We start from the raw sequence: 15,881 nt of genomic DNA, 5'->3' as shown, positions 1-15,881 counted from the left end.
GGTCGCAGAGTGGCGAGTCGGTGGTGTTGGGTGTTGGGGTGCGGGCGCCCCCCCCCTCCCCCCCCCCCACGACGCCGAACCGGTGGCGCCCGCCTACGGCGGCGCCGGGCGCAGGACACTGCCCCGCTACCGCACCGACTCCGTCGCTCTGCACGAACTCGCCACCGAGGGCGGGCGCCGGGCAACTCGGCAGGTCACCTGGCGCCAGGGCAGCCGCGGGGCGATGCGCTCGCGTTTCCGCGTCCTGCAGGTGAGACCGGCGGGGAAGATCCCCCGGACGCTCGCGGCCGCCGCGGGCGGAAGCACCGCCTGGGACGGCGTCCTGCCGACCGAGACCCTGCTGGTCGAGTGGCCTCCCGGTGAGGACGCACCCGCCGAGTACTCCCACGCGTTCCTGGCCGTAATGGCCTGCCAGGAACGCGGAAAGGGGGCACCGAACGGGACACGCCCGACCTCGTGGACCTCACACCGGCCGAGATTCGCCGTCTGCTGGCAACTGGACCCCGCCACCGTGCTCCGGACCGCGGCCACGCACTGAGCTGGTCCCGCCGACACCAGGCACAAGCCCGCCGCTGCCACTACATGCGGCGCGGTCACCCGATGGTGGGACGGTCCGGCCAAGACCGTCCCCCACACTCCTCCGAACCACTACACTCCCCACTCCCAGAGCGTTGACCAGCAGGAATGGAGAAGCGCGGCTGGAGTACTAGGAGGCCGCGACCGGGGTGAGCCGCTCACCGATCACCTTCAGGACGGCCTCCTGCTGCGCCGCGAGGAAGAAGTGACCGCCAGGGAGGACCTCCAGGTCGAACTCCCCCGAGGTGTGGTCGCGCCAAGCCTGGGCCTCGCCCATCGAGGTCCTGGGATCGGCGTCGCCGGTCAGCACGGTGACAGGGCAGGCCACGGCGGCGCCGTCGTCGCAGCGGTAGGTCTCGATCGCCCGGTAGTCGCTGCGGATCGCCGGCAGGACCATGCGCAGCAGTTCCTCGTCCCCGAGGACCCGGGCGTCGGTCCCGCTCAGCAGCTGCAGCTCCTGGACGATGCCGTCATCATCCCTGAGGTGCACCGTCTCGTCACGGGTGCACGACGGAGCCCGCCTTCCCGAGGCGAACAAGCGGACGGGCGTCACACCGAGCTCGCGCTCGATCCTTCGCGCGACCTCGAAAGCAAGCACCGCGCCCATGCTGTGCCCGAACAGAGCGAGTGGCCCGTCATCCCAGATGTCCGTAGCCCGGAAGATCCGGTCGGCCATGGCGGGGACGTCGTCGACGCAAGGCTCCAGCCGCCGGTCCTGCCGGCCTGGGTACTGCACCGCCAGCACATCGATCCTCGGCGAGAGCACGGCAGAGACGGGGAAGTAGAAGCTCGCCGATCCTCCCGCGTGCGGGAAGCAGACCAACCGCACCTTACTGTGCTCAGCCGGGTGGTAACGCCGCAGCCACAGATCGTGGTCAGCCGTCTCGGTCATGCCCGTCTCGCTTCCTCTCTACTGCAAACCCTGCCCACTCGGCGACTACGATCGGCCGCACACAAGGTCGCTCACCAAGATTTCCGCCCAAACCGACAACCCGCAACCCCTCACCCGGTCGAATTCCTAGGGGCCGTCATAGGGGTTCACCACCCTGCGGGTCACGGTTAAGCTCGGCGCCTGACACGACCAGTCATGCGAGTGTCTTTGTATCGAGGAGGAGCGGTTTTGACGTCCACCGAGAGGTTCAATGCACTACTGCGCGGCGGGCCCAAGGGTTTGTCACCCCGGACGGAATACCGGCGCGTCGAGGATCTGACGGAAAAGGTCAAGGTCTTTCAGGGAAATTATTACGACCACTACGAGCCCACCGCCGAGAGCGAGTTGCACGGTGACCACCCATGCCGGGTCTACGTCTGGATCGGGCGCACCTACGTCGCCGAATAGCGTTCCACGGTCGGTCCGTCAGAAAAGTCAGTGAAAGGTCAGCATCAATCCTGCCAGACCTTGCCGAACCCAGACACAGACAGGAATGGCCAGGCTCACTCGTCCACCAGTCCGAAGCTGCTCACTCCCGCTCGCAGCGCCAGGAACGAGCCGCCTGACAACGGTCAAGTCCGTCTTGGCTTCGCCGGGGACAAAAGACCGGGTCAGCGCTGGCGCCCCCGGGGCTTCAGCGGCGCCGCCGGGAGTTCCGGGGCGGGGAGGCGGTTGCCGGCATAGCCGTGGACCTCGCCGAAGCGGGTGCCCGCCATCCAGTCGGCGCGGGCCCGGGCGATGTCGTCACCGGAGCGGCCGATGAAGTTCCACCACATGACGATCCGTTCCTCGAAGGGCTCGCCGCCGAGGAGCAGCACCGAGGCGTCGGAGCGGGCGAGGAGGGGGAGTTCGGGGCGGCCGCAGCCGAGGTAGAGCATCGAGCCGGGTTCGACCGGGACGCCGTCGACGTCGATGCGGCCCGTCATGGCGAGGACGGTGTACTCGAACTCGGGGACGAGCGGGAGCTTGAGGTCCGCGCCCTCCGCGAGGGCCAGGTCGGCGCCGACCAGCGGGCTGTAGGTGGTGCCGGGCGAGGTGGCGGTGTCCAGGGTGCCGAGGATGACGGTGGCCCGCAGGCCAGGGGCGGTGACCACGGGCAGGTCGGGGTGGTGCTCGAAGGCGGGGGCGGCGTGCCGGTGCGCGTCCGGCAGGGCGACCCAGAGCTGGGCGCCGTGCAGGTAGCGGGCGTGCGGGTGCGGGGACTCCTCGGAGTGGGAGATCGCCCGGCCCGAGGTCATCAGGCCCAGTTCGTACGGCCGGACGGTCTGCAGGCTGCCCAGGCTGTCGCGGTGCAGCACCTCGCCCTGGTGCAGCCAGCTGACCGTCTGCAGGCCCATGTGCGGGTGCGGCGGGACCTGCATGCCGGGCTGGTCGGCGATGTCGTCCGGGCCGTAGTGGTCCACGAAGCACCAGGCGCCGACCATCCGGCGGCCCAGGTTGGGCAGTAGCCGGCGGACCACCGTGCTCTCACCGAGCGGGACTTGACGGCCCGTCAGCAGATCCTTCACCGGGCCGTGGCTGGCCTCGCGGCCGCAACTGGTCTGGGCGGGCTTGAGGTCGAGGTTGCTCATCGCGGTTCCACCACCGTACGAGGAAGGCCGGGCGGAGAGGGGTGCGTCGTCACCGATCATCCATCACGGTGCGACGTTCCTCCACCCGCGCCCGGCCATCCGGCGGTGCCAGAGTCAGCGGTGCCGCGAGGAGCAGGACGTCAGTGCTCGCAGGCCCACCAGGCGTCCGCGCTCGCCTTGGCGGCCAGCTCGCGCAGGTTGCGGACGGCCTCGGCCGGGTCCTCGGCCCCGTACACCGCCGAACCGGCCACGAACACGTCGGCGCCGGCCTCGGCGCAGCGCTCGATGGTGGAGGCCGAGACGCCGCCGTCGACCTGCAGCCACAGCTCCAGGTCGTGCTTGGCGATCAGCTCCCGGGTGCGGCGGATCTTCGGCAGCATGATGTCCAGGAAGGCCTGGCCGCCGAAGCCGGGCTCGACCGTCATGATCAGCAGCATGTCGAGCTCGGGCAGCAGATCCTCGTACGGCTCGATCGGGGTGCCGGGCTTGAGCGCCATCGAGGCGCGGGCGCCCTTGGCGCGGATCTCGCGGGCGAGGCGGACGGGCGCGGCGGCGGCCTCGACGTGGAAGGTGATCGAGCCGGCCCCGGCCTCCACGAACTGCGGGGCCCAGCGGTCCGGGTCCTCGATCATCAGGTGGCAGTCGAGCGGGATGTCGGTGGCCCGGGCGAGCGACTCGACCACCGGGACGCCCAGGGTCAGGTTGGGCACGAAGTGGTTGTCCATGACGTCCACGTGCAGCCAGTCGGAGCCCCGGACGGCCTCGGCCTCGTCGGCGAGCCGGGCGAAGTCGGCGGAGAGGATGCTGGGGCTGATCTGGGGCATGGCCGACTACCTTCGTGCGAGGGGCTTGCGAGGGCGGGGCACCCGGTCGGCGGGCACCTCGCCCCATCATCTCGCGCCGCGCCGCCGCCGACCGCACCCCCCGGCCCCCACGTGACCGTCATCACACGCCGTACGGGGTTACCGGGCCCACCACCGTGGTCATCAGCACTCGAGCGGCCCCCGGTGCCCACCGGGCCGTCCCCGTTCAGCCGGCAGGCTCCTGCGAGGAAGGTCTCCCGATGTCCGATCCCGTCCACCCCGCCCGCGCGCTCTGGTGGCTCTTCGAGCCGGTGTACGCCGTCACCTTCCTCCAGCCCGAGAGCCGGGCAGCCTTCGAGGCGGCCGGGCTGGACGGCGGCTGGCGCGGCTACTTCGCCGGCCGCTCGGCCCCGCTGGGCGCGGTGGACGCACCGCCGGTGATCGCCGCGTTCTTCAACTTCGCCCCGACGATGGTGGAGCGGGCGCTGCCCGCGGTGTGGGCGCACGCGAGCCCCGAGCAGGCGCTGGCTGCCCGGCTGAAGGGCTCGGCGGCGGCACTGACCCGGCTGCTGGCGCCGGTGAGGCCCGAGCAGATCGAGTCGGCGGCGACCGCGCTGGAGGAGGCGGCGGCCCGGCTGGACTGCGCCGGCCGGGTGCTGGCCGCCGCCAACGCCGCGCTCCCCCGGCCCGTGGACGTGTACGGACGGCTGTGGCAGGCCGCGGCCGTGCTGCGCGAGCACCGCGGGGACGGCCATGTGGCCGCGCTGGTCGCGGCGGGCCTGGACGGTTGTGAGGCACCGGTGCTCCACTGCGCGCTGGACGCCAGCCGCGAGGTGCTCCAGCCGCTGCGCGGGTGGACGGACGAGGAGTGGAAGGCCGCCGCGACACGGCTGGTCGAGCGGGGCTGGCTGACGGCGGAGGGGGCGGTCACCGAGCTCGGTCGGATCCGGCACCGGTCCGTCGAAGCCGCCACCGACCTGGCCGCCGGCCGGCTGTGGGAGGGCCTCCCGCAGGCCGAACTCGACCGCCTGACCGCCGTCCTGAAGCCGATCGCCGCGCTCTGTCGCGAGCAGATGCCGATCAACCCGCTCGCGATGCCGCCGGTGGACCGGTAACCGGCCCCCGCGCACACGCCCCCGCGTGACCGTCATCACACGCCGTACGGGGTTACCGGGCCCGCCACCGTGGTCATCAGCACTTGAGCGGCCCGCGCGTCCGCCCGAGCGGCACCGGCACCGCGCCGCCCGGGCATCCGCCGGGCCGTCCCGACCAGTCGAGCTCCCCGCGCCCGCCCGGAGCTCTGTCCGAGGAAGGCTCACGATGGCCGATCTCGTCCACCCCGCCCGCGCGCTCTGGTGGCTCTTCGAGCCGGTGCACGCCGTCACCTACTTCCAGCCCGAGAGCCGCGAGACCTTCGAGGCGGCCGGATTGCGCGGCTTCTGGCGCGGCTACTTCGCCGGCCGCTCGGCCCCGCTGGGCGCGGTGGACGCACCGCCGGTGATCGCCGCGTTCTTCAACTTCGCGCCGGCGATGGTGGAGCGGGCGCTGCCCGCGGTGTGGGAGCTGGCCGGCCCGGAGGAGACGCTGGCCGCCCGGCTGAAGGGCTCGGCGGCGGCGCTGGCCCGGCTGCTGGAGCACGTGGACCAGGCGCAGGTCGAGCGGGCGGTCGAGACGCTGGAGCAGGCCGCGGCCCGCCTGGACTGCGCCGGCCGGGTGCTGGCCGCCGCCAACGCCGCGCTCCCCCGGCCGACCGGGCTGTACGAGCGGCTCTGGCAGGCCGCCACCGTGATGCGCGAGCACCGCGGCGACGGCCATGTGGCCGCGCTGGTGGCCTCCGGGCTGGACGGCTGCGAGGCGCTGGTGATCCGCTGTGCGATGGACATGCGGCGTGAGCAGCTCCAGCCGGTGCGCGGCTGGACGGACGCCGAGTGGGAGGCGGCCGCCGAGCGCCTGGTCGAGCGCGGCTGGCTGACCGCGGCCGGCACGGTGACCGAGCTCGGCCGGATCCACCACCAGGGTCTGGAGGCGGCCACCGACCTGGCCGCCGCCCGGGTCTGGGAGGGCTACCCCCGCGCCGAACTGGACGAGCTGGCCGCCGCGTTGAAGCCGATCTCGGCGCTCTGTCGGAGCAGCCTGCCGTTCTACCCGGTCGGGTTGCCGGACAACACCTGACGCTCCCCCGCGCCGGGCGGGCCGAGCACGATCCCCCGCCCGGCGTAGAAGTGCCCGAACGAGCGCCACGGCACCCGCGCGAAGGCCTGCGACTCCTCCGGGAAACCGGAGGGGTTGTGGATCAGCAGCGCGGTGTCCGTGGCGCCCACCGCCAGCACCAGGTGGCCGCCGCGCCGGACCGGCTCCGGCCCGTGCGGCTCCCGGATCGTCGGGTGCACCGAGAGCATCACCAGCCGCCCGTCGACCACCTCGGCCGCCACCTCCCCGGGCGTCAACTCCCGCGCGTGCGCGACCAGTCCCCAGCGCCGCCGGACGTAGTCGACGAACGGCGCGTGGACCAGCCCGCGCAGGCTCTCGCCGTCCCTCACGTACGCGCCCGCCGCCACGCACTCGGCGGCCAGCGCCATCGCCGTCGGGGTCACCCCCCACCAGTGCTCCAGCGCCATCCTCAGACAGGCCACCCCGCACAGTCGCCAGGACCACCAGGCGTACTCCTCCGCGCTGGCCGCCCCCGACTGGCCCCACCGCGGGTCCCGCGCCGCGTCCAGCTGCCCGTCCACGATCTCCCGGACCAGCTCCGCGGACTCCCACTGCGCCCGGTACGGCACCTCGTGCACCACCCGCGCCGGCCGCGCGGCGCCGCCCTGATCGACCATCCCCCGACGCTCTCACGCCCGGGTGGTCGGACGACTCACGACACTCCTCGAGTAGCCGTTGAGTACCCGTACTCAGGCGTCCGGTCGACCGGTCCTCCTAACGTGATCACGCCGCGAACGAGGAACGGGGAGGCAACGGTGAAGAAGGTCGCGCTGGGAGTACTGGCCTTGGTGGCGACGGGCGCGCTGGTGGTGATCGGGCCGTGGATCCACCTGGCGATCGCCATGGGGCCGGACTCGCCCGACAGCGCGCCGACCGGCGGTGGCCACACCTACGCGCCCGCCACGCCGTCCCCCACCGCCGCCTCGCCGACCCGCTTCCCGGCGCCGCTCGGCTCCCCCGCCCCGCCGGTCTCGCTCCCGCTCGACCGGTAGGCCAGACGCTGGGCGGCGTGCCGTCCGCGCTCCTCCACCGGCAGCTGGCCGGTGGCGCCGGCCAGGCCGAACGGCGGCATGTCGAAGTAGATCGACTCGTAGCCGCCCTCCGGGACGACGTAGGTCTCGTGCCAGAGCCCGACGTGCCCACGCAGCTTCCCCTCCCGCACCTTGCGGTTGGCGATGCCCCACACGGTGTGGTGGAGGCCGTCCGGCGCGCTCGCGTAGCGGTACAGGTGCTCCTTGGACTCCCAGTACTGGACGACGTAGTAGGTGCGCGGCGAGGCGGTGAGCAGGATGCGGCCGCGCAGACCGCGTTCGGGGCTGCGGCGCAGCTCGCGCAGCATCCGGAGCATCGCGTACATCACCGGGCCCCAGTGGTGCAGGGCCCAGAAGCGGTTGATCCGCATGCCGATCAGCAGCACCACGGTGTCGCCGGTGGCACCGGCAGTGGTGTAGCCCGGCCGCGGTTTGGCGAACAACGACATCTGCGCCTCCCCGTATCCGCACTCATGTAATCGGTGATTACATCAGCGCGCACCAGGCCGGTCAAGGCTCGCTACAGCCACAATTCCACTACTGCTCCGGCCTGTTGGCGATCCCATCGCGGAAGGTGTCGAGCACCTGGACGGCCAGCTCCTCCGCCTTCTCCGCCGGCAGGTACCCGTCCACGATCATCTGCGCCAGCCCGTACACCAGCGCCTGCCCGGACAGCAGCACCAGCTCCGGATCACCGGGCCCCAGCCGGCCCGCCTGCTGGTCCGCCACGATCAGCCCGGCGAACGCCCGGTCCATCCCGTCCAGCTGCTCCCGCAGTTCCGGGTCCCGGGTGGCCGTGAACACCCGCGAGCGCACCAGCTCGAACCGCCGCGGATGGCGCAGCGCGTACCGGACGAACCCCAGCCCGAGCGCCCGCATCGCCGACCCGCCGGCCGCCTCCGCGGCCGCCACCTGCGCCTCCTGCCAGCGCTCGAAGTCCGCCAGCACCCGGTCCGCCACCGCGGTCAACAGCGCCTGCCGGTCGGCGAAGTGCCGGAACGGCGCCCCCGCCGACACCCCCGCCCGGCGCGCCACCTCCCGGACGCTCACCTTCTCCTGGCCCTGCTCGTCCAACACCTCGAACGCCGCCGCCACCAGCGCCTCCGGCAACGCCCCGTGGTGGTACGCCTCCCGTTCCCTCATGTCCGCCTTGCTACCACAGCCGACGGGGCCTTCGCCGGACGGACGAACGGCTGTTCGCGACGGTCCGCCCCCCGGGTCCTGTCCCCGGGGGCCGGCGCCGTAGGCCCGGGCCTACCAGGCGTAGTCCTCCGGGGCGGGCTGGTGGCCCGGGAAGAGCTCGTCGAGGTGGTCGAGGGTCTTCTGGTCGAGCTTCAGGTCGAGGGCCGCGAGGGCGGCGTCGAGGTGGGCCGGGGTCCGGGGGCCGATGATGGGGGCGGTGACGGCCGGGCGGGAGAGCAGCCAGGCGAGGGCGAGGTCGGCGGGGTCGGTGCCGAGTTCGTCGGCGAAGTCCTCGTAGGCCTGGATCCGCTCGCGGTGCTTCTCGAGGTGCTCGCTCGCGTAGCCCAGCGCGCTGCGGCCGCGGGTGCCCTCGCGTTCCTTGCGCAGGACGCCACCGAGCAGGCCGCTGCGCAGCGGGGACCAGGGGATCAGTCCGAGGCCGTAGTGCTGGAGGGCGGGGATGACCTCGAGTTCGACGGTGCGGTCGAGCAGGTTGTAGAGCGACTGCTCGCTGACCAGGCCGAGGAAGTGCCGGGAGCGGGCGGCCTCCTGGGCCTGGGCGATGTGCCAGCCGGCGAAGTTGCTGGAGCCGACGTAGATGATCTTGCCCTGGGCGACCAGGACCTCCATCGCCTGCCAGATCTCCTCCCAGGGCGTGTCCCGGTCGATGTGGTGCATCTGGTAGAGGTCGATGTGGTTGGTCTGCAGCCTGCGCAGGCTGGCCTCGACGGCCTTGCGGATGGCGAGCGCGGAGAGCCGGCCCTCGTTGGGCCAGTCGCTCATCTCGGCGTAGGCCTTGGTGGCGAGTACGGTGCGCTCGCGGCGCCCGCCGCCCCGGGCGAACCAGCGGCCGATGATCTCCTCGGTGCGGCCCTTGAGGTTGCCCTCGCTGTCGCGGCCGTAGGCGTTGGCGGTGTCGAAGAAGTTGATGCCGCGCTCGTGGGCGGTGTCCATGAGGCGGTGGGCCTCGGCTTCCTCGGTGTGGGGGCCGAAGTTCATGGTGCCGAGGCAGAGGCGGGAGACGGTCAGGCCGGTGCGGCCGAGGTGGGTGTACTCCATGGCGCCCCACCCAAGACCACACCGGCGCGAGTGTCCAGCACATTTCAGGACCCGGCGGGTCACCGTCCGTGCGTGGCGAACTTCCGTACGGCCAGCGGCCCGCAGAGCGCGAGCAGTACGGCGCTCCAGAGCAGCGAGGCGAGCACCGCGTGCTGCATCGGCCAGGCGCCGCCGGGCGCGGACGGGTTGCCGAAGAGTTCGCGGCAGGCCTGGACGACGGAGCTGATCGGGTTCCAGTCGGCGACCACCCGCAGCCAGCCGGGCATCCCGCCGGTGGGCACGTAGGCGTTGGTGATCATCGCCAACGGGAAGACGACGACGGAGAGTTGGCCGGCCGCCTCCTCCTTGCCGACGGCCAGGCCGAGCAGCGTACCGACCCAGGTCATCACGAACCGGAAGAGGAGCAGCAGCGCGAACGCCCCCAGCGCGTCGGCCATGCCGTGCCGGGCGCGCCATCCGGCGGCCAGGCCGACCAGCGCGAGCAGTGCCAGCACGACCGCGCTGACCAGCAGGTCGGCGAGGGTCTGCCCGAGCAGCAGGCCGGTGCGGGAGACCGGCATCGAGCGCAGCCGGTCGGTGACCCCTCGCCCGACGTCACGGGCGGCGCCGACCATGGTGGGCATGATGCCGTTGGTGGCGACCATGGCGAAGAGTCCGGGCATCAGGAACTCCCGGTAGTCCCCGCCGCCCGGCACCTGCATGGCGCTGCCGAAGACGTACCCGAAGACCACCACCATGACCACGGGAACGCCCAGCGAGGCGGCCAACAGAGCCGGCGAGTGGCGGTAGTTGAGCAGGACGCGGAGCATCGAGGTCCAGGTGTCGGAGGCCAGTCGGCCGCCGAGCGAGGGACGCGAGGCGGCCGGCCCCGAAGCGAACGGTACGGCGACCATCAGGCGGCCCTCCCCAGGTCGGCGGAACCGGACTCCCGGGGCTCCCCGGATTCCCGGCGCTCGCCGGGTTCCCGGGACTTCCCGGTCAGTGCGAGGAACACGTCGTCCAGCGAGGGCGCCCGCACCGCGACGTCCTCGGCGACCACCCCGACCGCGTCCAACTCCCGCACCAGTGAGGGCAGCAGGACGTTGGCGCCGGGCCGGGTCAGGACCGTGACGACCCGCTCGGCCACGTCCACCCGGGCGTCGCCCCCGGAGAGCGAGGACAACACCACGGCGGCGGCGCCGAGTTGGCCGGGGTCGGCCAGGGTGACGGAGACCTGGCTGCCGATCGCCGCCTTGAGCTCGGCCGGCGGGCCGGTGGCGATCGCGGCGCCGTGGTCGACGACCACGATGTCGTCGGCCAGCCGGTCGGCCTCCTCGAGGTACTGGGTGGTGAGCAGCACGGTGGTGCCACCGTCGGCCAACTCCTTGACGGTGTCCCAGATCCCCTGCCGGCTGCGCGGGTCGAGCCCGGTGGTGGGCTCGTCCAGGAAGAGCACCGGCGGACTGGTGACCAGGCTGGAGATCAGGTCGAGGCGTCGGCGCATGCCGCCGGAGTAGGCGCGGACCAGCCGGTCACCGGCCTCGGCGAGGCCGAAGCGGGTCAGCAGTTCGTCGGCGCGCGCCCTGGCCCGCCGCGCCCCGAGGCGGTGCAGCCGGCCGAAGATGCGGAGGTTGTCCCGCCCGGTGATGCCCTCGTCCAGCGCGGCGTGCTGCCCGGCGAGGCCGATGGCCCGGCGGACCTCCTCGGCGGAGCGGACGGCGTCGTGCCCGGCGACCCGGACGGTGCCCCGGTCGGGGGCGACCAGGGTGGCGAGAACGCGCACGGCGGTGGTCTTGCCGGCGCCATTGGGGCCGAGGAGGCCGCAGACGGTGCCGGCCGGGACGGTGAGGTCGAGGCCGCGCAGGGCCTCGGTGGAGCCGAATCGTTTCTCCACGCCCGCCATCTCGATGGCGGGTCGGGTGGTGTCGGACATGACTCTGCCCTTCTCTAGGTACAGCGTACGTAGAAGCGCGCGCGGACGCAATCGTACTACGTACGCCGTACGTATCTAAGATGGGGGAGCGAGGTGATCTTCCAGTGCCGTCCAGCAGCACCCCCAGCAGTCCCGAAGGACCCACCGGCTCCGACAACCCCGAGAGCCCCCCGAGTCCCGGCGGTCCGGAGCAGCCGGGCAAGCCCGTACCCCCCGAGGCCCCCGAGCTGATCTGGCTGCGCCCCGAGCGCACCGGCCGCGGCCCCCGCCCGGCCCACAGCCGCGACTCGATCGCCGCGGCCGCCATCGTGATCGCCGACGCCGAGGGCCTGGACGCCGTCTCGATGCGCCGGGTCGCGGCCGCGCTCGGCGCGGGCACCATGTCGCTCTACAACTACGTGCCGAAGAAGGAGCACCTGCTCGATCTGATGCTCGACGCGGCCAGCGGCGAGTACCGGCTGCCGCCGGAGCCGAGCGGCGACGTCCGGGCCGACCTGGCCCGCCTCGCGCACGAGCAGCTCGCCATCTTCCGCCGCCACCCCTGGCTGCCCGCCCTGGTGCTCGCCCGCCCGAGCATCGGCCCCAACGCCCTGCGCTACACCGACCACTTCCTCGCCGTCACCGCCCCCACCGGCCTGGCCGGCGGGGCGCGGATGGAGGCGATGGCGCTGTTCAACGGGTTCATCTGCCAGTTCGCCCAGTACGAGCAGACGGCGGTCGCGGGCGCCAAGTGGCAGGCGGAGATGGTCGGTTACCTCACCCAGGCGGCGACGAGCGGCGCCTACCCCAACCTGGCCCAGGCCTTCGCCACCGCGGGCCCGACCGCCGACCCGGACCAGACCTTCGACCGCACCCTGGACCGGGTCATCCTCGCCATCCTGGCGCCCGCAATGGACAGTTAGGCCCCCAGCACCGCCCGCGTCAGCACCCCGGTCGCCTTCCCGTCCACCAGCACCACCACGCCCGGGTGCCCGCCCACCAGCGCGGCCCGCGCCTCGGCCGCCGGCTGCCCGACCCCGACCGTCGGCAGGGCCGGCCCGAGCAGCGGGCGCACCGGGCCGTCGGGTTTGGCCCCGCCGTCCGCGAGCGCCGCCTGCAGCACCTCCCGGGACACCGAGCCGAGCACCTCCGCGTCGGCCACCCCGTACGGCCGCGCCGCCCGCGGCAGTACGGCCGGGGCGACCCCGCCGGGCGCGTCCCGCAGCGCCTCCAGCGCCTCGCCGACGGTCGCGTCCGCGCCGACCGTCACCAGCGGGCCGGCCGCCGCCAGCGCGGCGCGCAGCTCCGCATCCCCCGGCTCCTCCAGGAAGCCCCAGCGCCGCATCCACCCGTCGCTGTGCACCTTGGACAGGTACGAGCGGCCCGAGTCCGGCAACAGCACCACGACCAGGTCCTCCGGCCCCAGCCCGCGCGCCACCCGCAGGGCCGCCGCCACCGCCGTACCGGAGGACGGACCGGCCAGGATGCCCTCCTCGCGGGCGAGCCGACGGGCCGTCAGCAGCGATTCGCGGTCCGGGATTCGCTCGAAGGAGTCGATCACCTCCGAGCGGTAGGCCTGCGGCCAGCGGTCCTCGATCGTCTCGGGGTGCAGGAAGTGCCCGATGCTCTCGACGAACCACGGACTGCCGTCCCCGCCGCCGTACGAGGAGGACTCCGGGTCCGCGCCGATCACGGTCACCGCGCCGCCGGACACCTCCTTCAGGTAGCCGCCGGTGCCGGTGACGGTGCCGCCGGTGCCGACGCCCGCGACGAAGTGGGTCACCCGGCCGCCGGTCTGCTCCCAGATCTCGGGACCGGTGGTGCGGACATGGGCGTCCGGATTGGCCAGGTTGTCGTACTGGTTGGCGAGCCAGGCACCGGGAATCTCCTCGGTCAGCCGCTTGACCACGTTGAACAGGTGCCGCGGATCCTCCTGCGACACGGAGGTCGTCGCCAGCACCACCTCGGCGCCGTACGCCCGCAGGATGTCCGACTTCTCCGGCGACGACTTGTCCGACACCCCGGCGATCACCCGGTACCCGCGCCGACGGCCCACGATGGCCAGCCCGATGCCGGTGTTGCCGGAGGTCGCCTCGATGATCGTCCCACCGGGCTTCAGCAGACCCTCCCGCTCGGCGGCCAGGATCATCGACAGTGCGGCGCGGTCCTTGACGCTGCCGCCGATGTTGAGGAACTCGGCCTTGGCGTAGATCGGCGCGGCGATCCCGGCGCCCAGCCGGGCGAGGCGGAACAGCGGCGTCCCGCCGATCGCGTCGAGGACGGATTCGTGCACTGCGGTCATCATGCGCTCCTTCATCCGGTGCAACGTGTGCATGCGTGTCCGAGCGAGCCTGCCCACCCCCGCGCCCAGCTAGCCGTCCCGCGGCGCACCTCCCCCACCGGGGGGAGGCGGCCCCTCTCCGGGCAGGACGCCGGCCGACGTCAAGGACACCAGGCTGGGGACACCAGACCCCGAGGAGCGGACATGACCCGGAACCAGCTGCGCGCCGTCACCCTGGCCGGCAGCCTCGCCCTGCCCTACATCGCCCTGAAGTCCTACTGGGCGGCCGGCGGCCGGGCCGGACTTGCCGACGGCTTCGACATGGCCGACGAGTTCCGGCGCAACGGCGCGCCCACCGCCCTGATCTGGCTGGAGCACCACGGCGTGGACTTCACCGCCGTACTGGCCCTGATCGGCCTGGCCCTCGCCGCCGTCCTGGCCCACCGCCCGCCGCAGCGCCGCCCGCTCCGCCGTCTGCTGCTCGTCGCCGCCTGGGCGGGCACCCTGCTGATCCCGTACGGCCTGCTCACCGCCCTGTTGGGCGCGCTCGGCAGTGACGACGGCAACCACCCGCTCACCGGCTGGGTGGTCCCGGCCGGGGCGGCGGCCTTCGTCGGCATCGGCACGGCCCTGGCGGCGGCGGCCTGGCCGCGCCGACACCGCCCGACGGCAGCCATCGCCCGTTAGGGTCCAGGCATGACGCGCTTGAAGATCGAGGTATCCGTCCCCGAGAGCCACGTCGAACAGGTCGTCGACGCCCTCCACGCCGCCGGCGCGGGCCGGGCCGGCGAGTACGCCCGCTGCACCAGCGTCTGGCGGATCACCGGCAGTTGGCTGCCCTCCCCCGACGCACGGCCCTACCAGGGCACGGCGGGCGAGGTGCAGCGGGCGGAGGAGTGCCGGGTGGAGTCCTTCTGCGAACGGGAGCAGGCCGCCGCCGTGCTGAAGGCCGTCCGCGCGGCCCACCCGTACGAGGAGGCGGTGGTGCACTTCCTGCCACTGTACGACCCGGCCGCCGACGACATGTGACGTACCGTCAGAGCAACAGTGGGTGCTCGGACAGCCAGTCGCCGTGCCGCTCGCGCAGCCGGTCCCGTTCCTCCGTCGAGGCGAGGAAGACGTCGGCCCCGCCGTCGTACGGATGGTGAAGCCGCCGCAGGCCGGTGTCCGCGACGACCACCCCGGCCACCTCGTCGTCGGCGACCCGGCGCAGCAGCCCGTCCAGGCAGCCGCGCCGCCACTCCCGCCGCTCGACGAAGACGTGACAGTAGGTGCGGAACTCCGGATCCGGGTCGTCCGTCTGCAGCCAGCTCCGCCAGAGCTCCCCTGCGGGGCGCACGACGGGGTCACCCGGGGCACCCGGCTCCGCCGTCCACACCGGCGTGATCACGTACACCTCGGCGCCGGCGAACAGCTCGTCCAGCACGGTGTTGTAGCGCTCCAGCGCGATCGCGTACTCGCGCTCGGTCTCCGGGTGGCGCTTGGACCGCGGCAGGCTGTGGAACCGCACCCAGACGTCCCGCTCCCCCGGGTCGATCTCGTGCCCGACGGGCGGACTGCCCGGCCACCGACGCTCCCAGAGCGCCGTCAGCGCCTCGCCGTCCATATCGCCCCCTCCTCTCGACTGGCCGTCACAGCTCCGGAGCCCGCTCAGCGGACGTCGACGGTGAACTGACGCATGGTTTGATCGGACCCGCTGGAGAGGTGCCCACCAAACCGGTCGCGGTACCCAGCGTGCACGGTGATGGTGGTCTGGCCGGGATTCCGGGCGCGGAAGGTGAAGTAGTAGTGACCGCCCGAGCCTTGGTTGCCGATCAGGACGAAGCTCGCCAGGTCCTCGATGCCGACGTTGTCGACGTACTCGTCTCCGGACGGCTGCACGACGGCGGGGTCGGGGCCCGGGTAGGCCACGGTCCAAGCATCGCGTTCCCCCTCGTATCCGAACACCTCGATCGAGAACAGGTCGCCGGGCTTGACGGTGAGCTGCCCCGAGGACGCGGTGAACACCGTGCCGTGGTCGAGTTTGCCGGTGGTCATCCGGTGGACGGCCACCGCGCCGACGATGCCCGCGACGGCCAGCACCGCGGCCAGCGCCAGGAGGATCCGGCGCTTGGCCGAGCGGCGGCCGCTCCGCGGCTGTGGGGTCTTCAACTCGGGCCTCACTTGGGCATTCCCCGTTCCGGCACCGTCGTCGCTCATGTTCCTCCCCCGATGTTCCGCCGTACGGTCCGAAGACCGCCGGACAGCATAGTGTGGGCCCGGAGGACCGGAGGACCGGACCACCGGGGCGCCCCAGGCCGCCACCGGGGCGCCGGGGTGTCCCGGGCCGTCACATCCGCCCCATT

19 protein-coding genes are annotated in these 15,881 nt (G+C 72.9%); 7 read left to right on the top strand and 12 right to left on the bottom strand.

Going from position 1 to position 15,881, the window contains the following annotated elements; genetic code table 11:
- Positions 1–82 precede the first annotated feature (82 nt).
- Positions 83–538 (top strand): hypothetical protein, encoded by a 456-nt coding sequence (locus ACFQ87_RS36875; protein WP_380615307.1) that lies wholly within the window; start codon positions 83–85, stop codon positions 536–538.
- Between the two features lie 168 nt (positions 539–706).
- Here the strand turns inward: ACFQ87_RS36875 and ACFQ87_RS36870 are convergent, their stop codons facing one another.
- The gene (locus ACFQ87_RS36870; RefSeq protein WP_380615306.1) at positions 707–1,468 is read right to left on the bottom strand and encodes a thioesterase II family protein; all 762 of its coding nucleotides are present in this window, start codon (positions 1,466–1,468) and stop codon (positions 707–709) included.
- A gap of 228 nt (positions 1,469–1,696) precedes the next feature.
- On the opposite strand from ACFQ87_RS36870, the gene ACFQ87_RS36865 reads away from it, so the two are divergent.
- Complete coding sequence (locus ACFQ87_RS36865) at positions 1,697–1,915, top strand: DUF5988 family protein (RefSeq protein ID WP_380615305.1); 219 nt, start codon at positions 1,697–1,699, stop codon at positions 1,913–1,915.
- A 203-nt stretch (positions 1,916–2,118) separates the two neighbouring features.
- On the opposite strand, the gene ACFQ87_RS36860 is transcribed toward ACFQ87_RS36865, so the two are convergent.
- Together ACFQ87_RS36860 and rpe are read right to left on the bottom strand one after the other, a co-directional pair.
- Positions 2,119–3,078: a pirin family protein gene (locus ACFQ87_RS36860; protein ID WP_380615304.1), complete on the bottom strand. Its 960-nt coding sequence runs from the start codon at positions 3,076–3,078 to the stop codon at positions 2,119–2,121.
- A 140-nt stretch (positions 3,079–3,218) separates the two neighbouring features.
- Positions 3,219–3,902 carry a ribulose-phosphate 3-epimerase gene (gene rpe / locus ACFQ87_RS36855; protein WP_380615303.1) on the bottom strand — a complete coding sequence of 228 codons (684 nt, stop codon included), beginning with the start codon at positions 3,900–3,902 and terminating at the stop codon, positions 3,219–3,221.
- Positions 3,903–4,141: 239 nt separating this feature from the next.
- On the opposite strand from rpe, the gene ACFQ87_RS36850 reads away from it, so the two are divergent.
- Together ACFQ87_RS36850 and ACFQ87_RS36845 are read left to right on the top strand one after the other, a co-directional pair.
- Positions 4,142–4,996, top strand: coding sequence for a hypothetical protein (locus tag ACFQ87_RS36850; protein WP_380615302.1), 855 nt, complete (start codon positions 4,142–4,144; stop codon positions 4,994–4,996).
- A gap of 205 nt (positions 4,997–5,201) precedes the next feature.
- A complete protein-coding gene (locus ACFQ87_RS36845; protein WP_380615301.1) occupies positions 5,202–6,053 on the top strand; it encodes a hypothetical protein in 852 nt (283 codons plus the stop codon).
- On the opposite strand, the gene ACFQ87_RS36840 is transcribed toward ACFQ87_RS36845, so the two are convergent.
- From ACFQ87_RS36840 to ACFQ87_RS36815, 6 genes are all read right to left on the bottom strand, one after another.
- A complete protein-coding gene (locus tag ACFQ87_RS36840; protein WP_380615300.1) occupies positions 6,023–6,709 on the bottom strand; it encodes a C39 family peptidase in 687 nt (228 codons plus the stop codon). The genes ACFQ87_RS36845 and ACFQ87_RS36840 overlap by 31 nt on opposite strands.
- 272 nt (positions 6,710–6,981) lie before the next feature.
- The gene (locus ACFQ87_RS36835) at positions 6,982–7,572 is read right to left on the bottom strand and encodes a DUF4188 domain-containing protein (RefSeq protein WP_380615299.1); all 591 of its coding nucleotides are present in this window, start codon (positions 7,570–7,572) and stop codon (positions 6,982–6,984) included.
- Between the two features lie 88 nt (positions 7,573–7,660).
- Positions 7,661–8,266 (bottom strand): TetR/AcrR family transcriptional regulator, encoded by a 606-nt coding sequence (locus ACFQ87_RS36830; protein ID WP_380615298.1) that lies wholly within the window; start codon positions 8,264–8,266, stop codon positions 7,661–7,663.
- 111 nt (positions 8,267–8,377) lie between these two features.
- On the bottom strand, positions 8,378–9,364 hold the full coding sequence (locus ACFQ87_RS36825) for an aldo/keto reductase (RefSeq protein ID WP_380615297.1): 987 nt from the start codon (positions 9,362–9,364) through the stop codon (positions 8,378–8,380).
- Positions 9,365–9,423: 59 nt separating this feature from the next.
- Positions 9,424–10,257, bottom strand: a complete 834-nt coding sequence (locus ACFQ87_RS36820) for an ABC transporter permease (protein ID WP_380615296.1) — start codon at positions 10,255–10,257, stop codon at positions 9,424–9,426.
- Positions 10,257–11,276 (bottom strand): ATP-binding cassette domain-containing protein, encoded by a 1,020-nt coding sequence (locus tag ACFQ87_RS36815; protein WP_380615295.1) that lies wholly within the window; start codon positions 11,274–11,276, stop codon positions 10,257–10,259. The genes ACFQ87_RS36820 and ACFQ87_RS36815 overlap by 1 nt, the downstream gene beginning before the upstream one ends.
- A gap of 104 nt (positions 11,277–11,380) precedes the next feature.
- Between ACFQ87_RS36815 and ACFQ87_RS36810 the strand changes: the two genes are divergently transcribed.
- The gene (locus tag ACFQ87_RS36810; protein WP_380615294.1) at positions 11,381–12,178 is read left to right on the top strand and encodes a TetR/AcrR family transcriptional regulator; all 798 of its coding nucleotides are present in this window, start codon (positions 11,381–11,383) and stop codon (positions 12,176–12,178) included.
- Here ACFQ87_RS36810 and ACFQ87_RS36805 read toward each other — a convergent pair.
- Positions 12,175–13,557 carry a pyridoxal-phosphate dependent enzyme gene (locus ACFQ87_RS36805; protein WP_380615293.1) on the bottom strand — a complete coding sequence of 461 codons (1,383 nt, stop codon included), beginning with the start codon at positions 13,555–13,557 and terminating at the stop codon, positions 12,175–12,177. The two genes, ACFQ87_RS36810 and ACFQ87_RS36805, sit on opposite strands and share 4 nt — an antisense overlap.
- A gap of 183 nt (positions 13,558–13,740) precedes the next feature.
- Between ACFQ87_RS36805 and ACFQ87_RS36800 the strand changes: the two genes are divergently transcribed.
- Positions 13,741–14,223 carry a hypothetical protein gene (locus ACFQ87_RS36800; RefSeq protein ID WP_380615292.1) on the top strand — a complete coding sequence of 161 codons (483 nt, stop codon included), beginning with the start codon at positions 13,741–13,743 and terminating at the stop codon, positions 14,221–14,223.
- Positions 14,224–14,232: 9 nt separating this feature from the next.
- Positions 14,233–14,565, top strand: a complete 333-nt coding sequence (locus tag ACFQ87_RS36795; RefSeq protein WP_380615291.1) for a hypothetical protein — start codon at positions 14,233–14,235, stop codon at positions 14,563–14,565.
- A 7-nt stretch (positions 14,566–14,572) separates the two neighbouring features.
- Here ACFQ87_RS36795 and ACFQ87_RS36790 read toward each other — a convergent pair whose 3' ends face one another.
- Complete coding sequence (locus ACFQ87_RS36790; RefSeq protein WP_380615290.1) at positions 14,573–15,142, bottom strand: hypothetical protein; 570 nt, start codon at positions 15,140–15,142, stop codon at positions 14,573–14,575.
- 44 nt (positions 15,143–15,186) lie between these two features.
- Positions 15,187–15,687: a protease inhibitor I42 family protein gene (locus ACFQ87_RS36785; protein WP_380615289.1), complete on the bottom strand. Its 501-nt coding sequence runs from the start codon at positions 15,685–15,687 to the stop codon at positions 15,187–15,189.
- Positions 15,688–15,881: the final 194 nt, after the last annotated feature.

The organism is Kitasatospora sp. NPDC056531, from assembly GCF_042794375.1.
Classification (GTDB): domain Bacteria; phylum Actinomycetota; class Actinomycetes; order Streptomycetales; family Streptomycetaceae; genus Kitasatospora.
The sequence above is the reverse complement of the archived record's forward strand: the minus strand, read 5'-3'. Positions and strand labels throughout refer to the sequence as shown.